Source organism: Mycobacterium intermedium, from assembly GCF_002086275.1.
Taxonomy (GTDB): domain Bacteria; phylum Actinomycetota; class Actinomycetes; order Mycobacteriales; family Mycobacteriaceae; genus Mycobacterium; species Mycobacterium intermedium.
In genome coordinates this window covers 1-9426 of the sequence record NZ_MVHT01000143.1, presented here as the reverse complement: position 1 = coordinate 9426, position 9426 = coordinate 1, and the positions used below count along the sequence as shown (strand labels likewise).

Sequence of the window (9426 nt, the reverse complement as noted above, 5' to 3'; positions counted from 1 at the left end):
GATGGCGCATCGGGCGCCGGCGGAGCGGGCGGCAACGCAGGCATGTTGACCGGGGCCGGCGGCGCCGGCGGCGATGCGGGCACGTCTCCGGGGAACGCCGTCGGCGCGACCGGTGGAGCAGGCGGCAACGCCGGACTGCTGTTCGGCAACGGCGGCGCCGGCGGGCAAGGCGGAACGGTCTTGTCTCTCGCCGGTGCGACCGGTGGTGCTGGCGGCCACGGTGGCAACGGCGGGATGCTGATGTCCACAGGCGGCAACGGCGGCAACGGAGGACTCGGCAGCGGTGGTGGAGGCGTCGGCGGCAACGGCGGCAACGCGCTGCTGATCGGCAACGGAGGAACCGGCGGGATCGGCGGAGCCGCCCCGTTCCTCGGGGTAGCCGGGACCGGCGGCAACGGTGGTCAGGGCGGTCAGCTGGTGGGCAACGGAGGCGCGGGCGGCGCCGGTGGGTCCGGCAAATTCCCCGTTTTGCTAGACCCCGGCACTACCGGCGGTAACGGCGGGGTCGGCGGTGGCGGAGGGCTCGTCGGCAACGGTGGCAACGGCGGCAACGGCGGCGACGGCGAGATCCCCGGCAGCCCCGGGGCCGGCGGTGCGGCTGGACCGATCTTGGGCTTCGACGGCGTCAACGGGTTGCCATAACGTCGCCCGCCGGCTTCCCGAGCATCGGCGAGCGTCCCCATATGTACGCCAAAACACCGCAAAAGCCGTACATATGGGCGCGCTCGCGCCCAGAAAAGCTCAGCCCTCCGCGAGCAATACCTTCTTGAGAACCTTGCCTAGCGCGTTACGCGGCAACGAGTCCACGATGCGCACCTCGCGCGGCCGCTTGTGCACCGAAAGCTGTTCGGCCACATATTGAACGAGGTCATCGGGGCCAGCCGAGCCGACGATGTAAGCCACGATCCGCTGGCCCAGATCCTCGTCCGGGACGCCCACCACCGCGGCCTCCTCCACACCCGGATGACCAAGCAGCACCGTCTCGATCTCGCCCGCGCCGATGCGGTAGCCACCCGACTTGATCAGGTCGACGGATTCGCGCCCGACGATCCGGTGCATACCGCCCGCGTCGATGACGGCGACATCGCCGGTGCGATACCAGCCGTCGTCGTCAAACGCCTCGGCGGTGGCCTCCGGCCTGTTCAGATACCCGTCGAACAACGTCGGTCCCCGAACCTGAAGCTTGCCAACGGTTTCCCCGTCGTGCGGCACCTCGTCGCCGGCGTCGTCCAGCAGTCGCGTCTGCACACCCGCCAGCGGGAATCCCACCCAACCGGGGCGGCGTTCGCCGTCGGCGCGGGTCGACACGGTGATCAACGATTCCGATGCGCCGTAGCGTTCGATGGGCCGATGACCGGTGAGCCGCTCCAGCCCTTCGAACACCGGCACCGGCAAAGCCGCGCTCCCAGATACCAACAGCCGTGCCGGCCGCAGCGCCTCGGCCGCTGCCTGGTCACGGACCACCCGCGACCACACCGTCGGGACGCCGAAATACAACGATCCGCCGGCCGCCGCGTAGCCGGCCGGGGTCGGTTTTCCCGTGTGCACGAAGCGATTTCCGACACGCAGCGACCCAAGCAGACCCAACACCAGACCATGCACGTGATACAGCGGCAACCCATGCACCAACACGTCGTCGGCCGTCCATTGCCACGCTTCGGCCAACGCATCCAAATCGGCGGCGATGGCCCGTCGGCTCACCTGCACACCCTTGGGCGCGCCGGTGGTGCCCGAGGTGTAGATCACCATCGCGACGGCATCGGGCGACGGTTCGGGGTAGCGATGCCAGGAGCGTGCGTGCAAGCGCACCGGGATGTGCGGCAGCCCTTCCGGCTCGTCCGGCACCGGCCCCAGCCAGGCCTGCGCGCCGGAGTCGGAAAGCATGTGCCGACGTTCGGCCACCCCGACGTCGGACGGCACCGGAACGATGGGCACCCCGGCGATCAGGCAGCCGACGATGGCGAGCACGGTCGACGCCGTCGGCGTCGCAAGAACGGCGACCCGCTGCGCACCGGCGACGCGCTCGGCGACCGAAGTTGCCGCCCCCACCAGGTCACTGCGGCTGAGGGTTACTCCGTCAATGGTGACCGCGTCGGCAATATCGGTGGCGTTGACGAGCGAGGGATTCAGTGAAGCCAGCAGCACGTGTGCAGGTTACGCCGGACGTATCTCCGGATCGGCGGACGCATGCCGCTCGGGCGCCTCGTCGACCTTCGGGAAGAACGGCCGCAGCACCGGCGGCGGCCGGAACGGGGTCCAGGCATCCGGGGACTGCGCCAACCTGTCGGCGATAGCCCAGATCACCGGCGGGTTGTGGCCGTAACCGATGTGACTGCTGCGCACGGCGATGTTCTCGGCACGCTCCGACAGCGGGTTCATGCACGTCTGCCAGGCCACCATGCCGTCCAACCGCGAGTAGATCGCGCTGGTGGGCACCGGCATGGGCTCGCGTTCCATCTGCAGCGGCAGTTCGTGCTTCTCGGCGTGCAGGCGGGACAAGCGGTTGAAGCTCCAGGTCGAACGGGACTCGCTGGCGTGCCGCATGCCGAACGGGCTGCCCAGGGTGATCACCTGCCGCACGGCCGACGGGTTCTTGCGAGCCAGATTCCGCGCGAAAATGCCGCCCAGACTCCACCCGATCACGCTGACCGGGGCCTGGTGACGGGTGTGTATCTCGTCGAGCAATTCGCTCATCCCGTTGACGACTTTTGCCGTTGGACCGATGTTGCGCCCGAGCCCCCAGCCGTAGGCGGGATAACCGAGCCGGCTCAGGATGCGCCGCAGGATCCAGGTGGACCCATCGCCGGCCAGCAGGCCGGGTAGCACCAGCACCGGGTGGCCGTCGCCCGCGGGCAACACCCGCTGCAGCGGCAGGACGGTGAGCAGTTGTCCGTATTCGATGCCTGCGCGCGGTATGTCGGTCAGGTAGAGGAACAGCGCGGGAGCGTCGGCCGGACGGTCGTCGAAAGGCTGGGACACGGCAATCAGTCTGTCACATACAACCGCGTTGGCGATACATTTCCGTATCGGATAGCTCACATGCGACTTATTTCTGCAGTTCAGCGTCCCAGATCTCGATCAACGTGGCCAAGATCTCCTCGCCGCGGCCCAGACCGGCCAGGTGACTTTCGTCGGGCAAGTGGAACAACTTGGCGTCGGGCAGTCGGGAGACGACGTGTTCGCCGTGTGAGAACGGGATGATGTGGTCGTGGTCGCCGTGCCACCAGCGGACCGGGACCTTCACCTCCTCGAGCCGAAATCCCCAGTCCCGGGCAAACGCGATGATGTCGGCGAAGGGAGCGGCGAGTTGCTTGCGGCTGCCGTTGAGCAGATCGTCGAGGAACATCGCCTTCAACTCGGGACGGGACAGCAGATGGCGATCGGCCTCGGGCGACAACAACGCATAGAGGTCCAGTACGGGCGACGCAACCGGCCGGACGGCCCGAATCAACAGGGTCGCGCCGATCCGTAACGGGGCGCCGCCCAGCTTCAGCAACGGTGCCACCGCGTAGCCAAGGTCCATCAGCCCGCCGCGGATGGCGTCGGGGCCTTGGGTCGGCGCAACACCGCCGAGCACACCGGCCGCCACCACGCGGTCGGGCAGGCCGGCCGCGGCCGCCAGCGCGTACGGACCCCCGCCGGACAGGCCCACGACGGCCATTTTGTCGATGCCCAGCGTGTCGGCGATGGTCCGCAGGTCGTCGGCGAACTCCAGGACGCATTCGTACTGACAGGGCGTCGAGGATCCGATTCCCGGCCGGTCGACGCCGATCAGACGGATGTCGTTTTCTTCGGCGTAGACGCGGGCTTCGGTGGGGATTTGTCGACGCGCGCCAGGAGTTCCGTGCAGCCAGAAGATCGCGCGTCCCTGTGCGGCGCCGAACTCGGCGAAACCGATCTGCCGGTCCTCACCAACGGCAATGTTCCCCTCGAGCTTGGGGCGGGCAATCGCTACGACCATGCCCGAAGCCTTTCACGAATGCGCAACCCGCTAAGCCGGAACCCCGATCGCCTTGAGCTCCATGTACTGGTGCAGGCCGGCGATGCCGCCGCCCTCCCGGCCCAACCCGCTGAGTTTGAAGCCGCCGAACGGTGCGGCGCCCGGGCCGATGCCGTTCACCGCGATCTGCCCGGTGCGGATGCGGCGGGCCACTCCGAGGGCGCGGTCGACGTCGGTGCCCCAGACCGCGCCCGACAACCCGTATTGAGAGTTGTTCGCTATCGCGACCGCATCGTCGTCGTCGCGGTAGCGCAGCACGCTCAACACCGGGCCGAACACTTCTTCCTGCGCGACCGTCGAATTCGGATCGACGTCGGTCAGGATCGTCGGCTCGACGTAGAAGCCCACATCCACCCCGGCGGGGCGGCCGCCGCCGGTCACCACTTTGGCGCCCTCGTTCACCGCGCCGGCGATATGCGCCTCGACGCGCTCGCGCTGCGCCGCACTGATCAGCGGACCCATCTGCACGTCGGGATCGGTGGGGTCGCCGACCTTGACCGACCGGGCCAGCGCGACAAGTCGGTCGACGACGTCGTCGTGCAACGAGTCGGGCAGCAGCAGGCGACTGTGCAGGATGCAGGCCTGCCCGGCGTGCAGGGAGCAACAGTCGAACAGCATCTGTTCCAGCATGGCGTCGGTGACCACGGTGTCGTCCAGCACGATGCTGGCCGATTTGCCGCCCAGCTCCAACAGAATTCGTTTCAGGGTGTCGCCGGCGGCCGACATGACTTGGCGTCCGACCACCGAGCTACCGGTGAAGCTGATCATGTCGATGCGCGGGTCGGTGGTGAGCAGCTTGGCGGCCTCGATGCCGGACGGGGTGACGACGTTGACCACGCCCGGCGGAATGTCGGTGTGCTCGTCGATGATCCGCGCGAGGGCCAGCCCGGCCAGCGGGGTCAGCGGCGACGGCTTGAGGACGACGGTGTTGCCCGCCGCCAGCGCGTTGTTCAGCTTCATCACGTTGAGGCAGTGCGGGAAGTTCCACGGCGTCAGAATCGACACCACGCCCAACGGCTCGTGACGCAGCAGCGTGGTGCCGGCGCCGATTCCGGTGACGGGTTCGTCCGCCAACTCCGCTGCGAGCTGCGCCGCGTACATGGACATGAAAGCCGCGCCGTCGACTTGCATTACCCGCTCGTTCGCGATGCATCCCCACTCCACCTGGGACAGCGCGAAGAACTCGTCGGCGTTCTTCATCAGCGCCTCGCCCAGCTGGTTGAGGCACGCCGCGCGATCCTGGTTGGTCATCGTGCCCCATGGGCCTTCGTCGAACGCGCGACGCGCGGCGGCGATCGCCTCGCTGACCTGGCCGACGCTGGCGTCGGGCGCGGTTGCGATGACCGCCTCGGTGGCCGGGGAGATGTCGTCGTAGCGACCGCCTTCCGGCTCGACCCATCGCCCGTCGATATACAGCTGGTAGGTGTCAACTAACTGGGGTAACTCCGCCATGCGCTTTTCCTCACCAGGCGTCGGTCATCTAAACACCCGGTGTACACCCGGCCGGACTCGCCAGTCAATGAGCACGGGTCGAATTGCGAGACGAATTGCAGGACATTTCAGGAGGTTGACACTGTGTTGACAGCGGTTGAGGACGCAGAGTAGACACATTTCGCAAGACAGATTGGCTAGATCTGTCGGATCGAGGGTCTCGGGAGGTGTACCGTGCACGCCGATCCTGCGCGGCCCTCGTCACCAAGCTTTTCGGGCGCTGGTCAAGCACGAAGACATCCGGCAAGGAGGACTGCCTAAGTGACCGATTCTGACGTTCAGGCCAAAGTGCGGGCACTCGTCGGCCAGCCCACCGGCGGTACCGGGAAGCCATCGGTGGCGCCGGACCCGGTGAACCAGCCCATGATTCGCCACTGGGCGTATGCACTCAACGACATGAACCCGGTCTATCTCGACCCGGAGTTCGCGGCCAAATCGCGCTTCGGCGGCATCGTGTCCCCTCCGGTCATGCTGCAGACGTGGACCATGCCGTCCCCGAAACTGGAGGGGATCGGCGAACGTGGCGGCGCTCCACTGGAAATCAAGAACAACCCGACGGCCTTCCTCGACGAGGCCGGCTACACGAGCACGGTGGCGACGAACTCGGAATTCGAAATCGAACGCTACCCACGACTGGGCGACCTCATCAGCGCGACGACGGTCTACGAATCGGTTTCCGACGAGAAGAAGACCGCGCTGGGTACCGGCTTCTTCCTGACCTGGTTGACGACCTACACAAACCAAGATGGAGAAGTGTTGGGGCGTCAGCGGTTCCGGGTCCTGCGATTCAAGCCGGCACGCTGATGAGCACCCGATTGGCCCCGACCATCAGCCGGGACACGGAGTTCTATTGGAACGGGCTGCGCGAGCAAAAGCTGCTTATCCAGCGCTGCGGCGGGTGCGGGACGTTGCGGCATCCCCCACGCCCAATGTGCCCGCACTGCCGGTCGCTGTCCTGGGAAGCGATTGAATCATCCGGCGAGGGAACGGTTTACAGCTACGTGATGCCGCATCAGCCGCGATTTCCGTTCTTCGACTATCCCTACATCGTGGCGCTGGTCGAACTGTCCGAGGGGGTGCGTCTGCTATCCAACCTCCGCGACATCGACCCGGACGATGTCACCGTGGGCATGCCGGTCGAGGTCTTCTATGAGACCTTCGAAGGTGCCTCTGGCGACCTTGTGCTGCACCAGTTTCGGCCGAAGGGACTCCAATGACCACCACCAGCCGTGCTTCAAAGTTCGAGACGCTGCGCTGGCAGGACATCTCGGTCGGCGACGAGGTAACGCCGCTCGAAATACCCATCACCACAACGATGATCGTCGCGGGCGCGATCGCATCGCGTGACTTCATGCCGGTGCATCACGACCACGAGTACGCCAAGAAGCAGGGCTCGCCCAACTTGTTCATGAACATCCTGACCACCAACGGGTATTGTGTGCGGTTCCTCACCGACTGGGCGGGTCCCGAGGCGATGGTCAAGAAGCTGTCGATTCGACTGGGAGTGCCCAGTTTTCCGGACGACCCCTTGCGCTTCACCGGCAGCGTGACGGGCAAATCCGAAGGCGGCGCGGACGACCTGCCGGGCGAGAACTTCGTCGAGGTGACCTTCCAGGGGGCCAACAGCCTGGGCAACCACGTGTCGGGCACGGCCATCGTCAGCTTGTTGGACGGACCCGCCGCGTGAGCAGCATATTGCCGGGCGCGGCTGCCATCGTCGGCATCGGCCAGACCGAGTTCTCCAAGGACTCCGGGCGCAGCGAGCTGCAATTGGCCTGTGAGGCAGTCAGTGCCGCAATCGACGATGCCGGGTTGGCGCCCAGCGACGTCGACGGCATGGTGACGTTCACCATGGATGCCAGCGACGAGATCGACATCGCGCGCAACGTGGGGATCGGCGACCTCAGCTTCTTCAGCCGGGTTCACCACGGCGGCGGTGCGGCGGCGGGCACCGTTGTGCACGCGGCGATGGCCGTCGCGACCGGCGTCGCCGACGTGGTGGTGTGCTGGCGAGCCTTCAACGAGCGGTCCGGTTTCCGCTTCGGCGGCAGCGGACGTACCAGTGCCGAAACTCCGCTCTTCATGGCGCATTACGCGCCATTCGGGCTGATAACACCGGCGGGCTGGGTGGCCATGCATGCCCAGCGCTACATGTCGACCTACGGGGTCACCAACGAGGACTTCGGCCGCATCGCGGTGGTCGATCGCAAGCACGCGGCCCGCAACCCCGACGCGTGGTTCTACCAGCGGCCAATCACCTTGGAAGACCATCAGAATTCGCGCTGGATCGTCGAACCCGTGCTGCGCCTCCTCGACTGCTGCCAGGAAAGCGACGGCGGCGTCGCGCTGGTGGTGACCAGCGCCGAACGCGCCCGCGACCTGCGCCAGCCCCCGGCGATCATCACCGCGGCCGCACAGGGCGCGGCCGCCAACGGTGAAATGATGACCAGCTATTACCGCGAGGACATCACCGGGCTGCCCGAAATGGGCGTGGTCGCCGAAAGGTTGTGGCGGGACTCGGGCCTCAAGCCACAAGACATCCAAACCGCCTTCATCTACGACCATTTCACGCCGTTCGTCTTCACCCAACTCGAGGAACTCGGCTTCTGCGGTCGCGGCGAGGCAAAGGACTTCGCCACCGTAGAGAGGCTGTCCCTGGGTGGCGAGTTTCCGATCAACACCAACGGCGGCCTGTTGGGCGAGGCGTACATCCACGGCATGAACGGCATCACCGAGGCGGTGCGCCAGGTGCGCGGCACGTCGTACAACCAGGTCGACAACGTCGAACACGTCCTGGTCACGTCCGGCACCGGGGTACCCACCAGCGGACTCATTCTCGAGCCGGCGAGATAGCCCATGGGCCCGGTTTCGGCGGCGAACCAAGCAACGGATACGCGCACGCTCATCATCGAATCCGCCTACGCGTGCTTTCGAAAGCAAGGGCTGGAGAAGACGACGATCGTCGACATCGCCAAGGCGGCCAACGTATCCCGTAGCACCGTCTACGAGTACTTCACCGACAAGGCTGCCATCCTGGAGGCCAGCGCCGAACATGCTTCCGAGCAGTTCTACCGGGAGATGTCCAAGGCCATGAACCGGGGCGAGACCTTGGAGGAAAAGCTCAGCCAGGCGGCGGTGTTCGTGAGCCAGGCCAGACGGGCGATCGCGTCGGAGAAGTACTTCGACGAAGACGCGGTCAGCCTGCTGCTGACCAAGGACGCCGGGGTGTTGCTGCGCGAATGCGTCGATTTCCTCGCGCCCTACCTGTCAGCCGCCAAGCTCACCGGGGAGGTCCGTAAGGATCTCGACGTGGCGGCGGCCGGCGAGTGGTTCGCCCGAATCTTGTTCTCGCTCTTCAGCACTCCGTCATCGTCGTTGAACATGGACGACCCCGAGGTGGTCGCGGACTTCGTGCGCGCGCACGTGGTGCGAGGGTTTGCCAGTGAGCGTCCACGGCCGAGGCGCGGGGGCTAGCGCCAGACCGTCGCCTCAGCCAGGCAACCCATCGGTGCCGAAGATCCGCCCGCGCGATCCACCGGCACCACCGTGCTGCACCCCGCTGCCGGCCCCGCCGTTGCCGCCGTTGCCGATCAGTATTGCGTTGCCGCCGTTACCACCGTTGGCACCGCTGGTTCCGGTGCCACCGGCACTGCCGCCGTTGCCGCCGTTGCCGTAGAACATCCCGCCGTCGCCGCCGTTTCCGCCGCGACCGTCCACGATATTGCCGGCGCCCCCGTTGCCACCGACCCCGCCCATGCCGATCAGCCCGGCGATGCCGCCGTTACCACCGGCGCCGCCACCGAAGTTGCCGGCTCCCCCGAACCCGCCGGATCCGCCGTCGCCAAACCAGCCGCTCTTGCCGCCGGAGCCGCCGTTACCGCCGGCGAAACCGGGGTTGCCGCCGGCCGCGCCCGTGTCGCCGGCGCCACCATTCC

At 66.8% G+C, this 9426-nt stretch carries 9 protein-coding genes and 2 pseudogenes; 6 read left to right on the top strand and 5 right to left on the bottom strand.

The features are described from left to right. A pseudogene (locus BST27_RS32735) lies at positions 1 to 642 on the top strand (PE family protein); the annotation flags it as partial. Between the two features lie 99 nt (positions 643 to 741). Here BST27_RS32735 and BST27_RS28775 read toward each other — a convergent pair. The 4 genes from BST27_RS28775 to BST27_RS28760 are packed head-to-tail and all read right to left on the bottom strand — an operon-like array spanning position 742 to position 5452. Continuing rightward, the gene (locus tag BST27_RS28775) at positions 742 to 2145 is read right to left on the bottom strand and encodes an acyl-CoA synthetase (RefSeq protein ID WP_069419793.1); all 1404 of its coding nucleotides are present in this window, start codon (positions 2143 to 2145) and stop codon (positions 742 to 744) included. A gap of 9 nt (positions 2146 to 2154) precedes the next feature. Continuing rightward, positions 2155 to 2988, bottom strand: a complete 834-nt coding sequence (locus BST27_RS28770; protein ID WP_139805431.1) for an esterase/lipase family protein — start codon at positions 2986 to 2988, stop codon at positions 2155 to 2157. A 58-nt stretch (positions 2989 to 3046) separates the two neighbouring features. Next, positions 3047 to 3961 (bottom strand): alpha/beta fold hydrolase, encoded by a 915-nt coding sequence (locus tag BST27_RS28765; protein WP_069419794.1) that lies wholly within the window; start codon positions 3959 to 3961, stop codon positions 3047 to 3049. A gap of 30 nt (positions 3962 to 3991) precedes the next feature. Further along, the gene (locus tag BST27_RS28760; RefSeq protein ID WP_069419795.1) at positions 3992 to 5452 is read right to left on the bottom strand and encodes an aldehyde dehydrogenase family protein; all 1461 of its coding nucleotides are present in this window, start codon (positions 5450 to 5452) and stop codon (positions 3992 to 3994) included. A gap of 300 nt (positions 5453 to 5752) precedes the next feature. Here BST27_RS28760 and BST27_RS28755 point away from each other — a divergent pair, with 300 nt between their 5' ends. The 5 genes from BST27_RS28755 to BST27_RS28735 are packed head-to-tail and all read left to right on the top strand — an operon-like array spanning position 5753 to position 8965. Beyond that, complete coding sequence (locus BST27_RS28755; RefSeq protein WP_069419796.1) at positions 5753 to 6295, top strand: FAS1-like dehydratase domain-containing protein; 543 nt, start codon at positions 5753 to 5755, stop codon at positions 6293 to 6295. Next, the gene (locus BST27_RS28750) at positions 6295 to 6708 is read left to right on the top strand and encodes a Zn-ribbon domain-containing OB-fold protein (protein ID WP_069419797.1); all 414 of its coding nucleotides are present in this window, start codon (positions 6295 to 6297) and stop codon (positions 6706 to 6708) included. Before BST27_RS28755 ends, BST27_RS28750 begins: the two co-directional genes overlap by 1 nt. Further along, complete coding sequence (locus BST27_RS28745; RefSeq protein ID WP_069419798.1) at positions 6705 to 7178, top strand: MaoC family dehydratase; 474 nt, start codon at positions 6705 to 6707, stop codon at positions 7176 to 7178. Before BST27_RS28750 ends, BST27_RS28745 begins: the two co-directional genes overlap by 4 nt. Beyond that, positions 7175 to 8344, top strand: a complete 1170-nt coding sequence (locus BST27_RS28740; protein ID WP_069419799.1) for a lipid-transfer protein — start codon at positions 7175 to 7177, stop codon at positions 8342 to 8344. The genes BST27_RS28745 and BST27_RS28740 overlap by 4 nt, the downstream gene beginning before the upstream one ends. Before the next feature lie 3 nt (positions 8345 to 8347). After that, complete coding sequence (locus BST27_RS28735) at positions 8348 to 8965, top strand: TetR/AcrR family transcriptional regulator (protein WP_069419800.1); 618 nt, start codon at positions 8348 to 8350, stop codon at positions 8963 to 8965. Between the two features lie 15 nt (positions 8966 to 8980). On the opposite strand, the pseudogene BST27_RS32730 reads toward BST27_RS28735, so the two are convergent. Then, positions 8981 to 9426: pseudogene (locus BST27_RS32730) on the bottom strand (PE family protein); the annotation flags it as partial.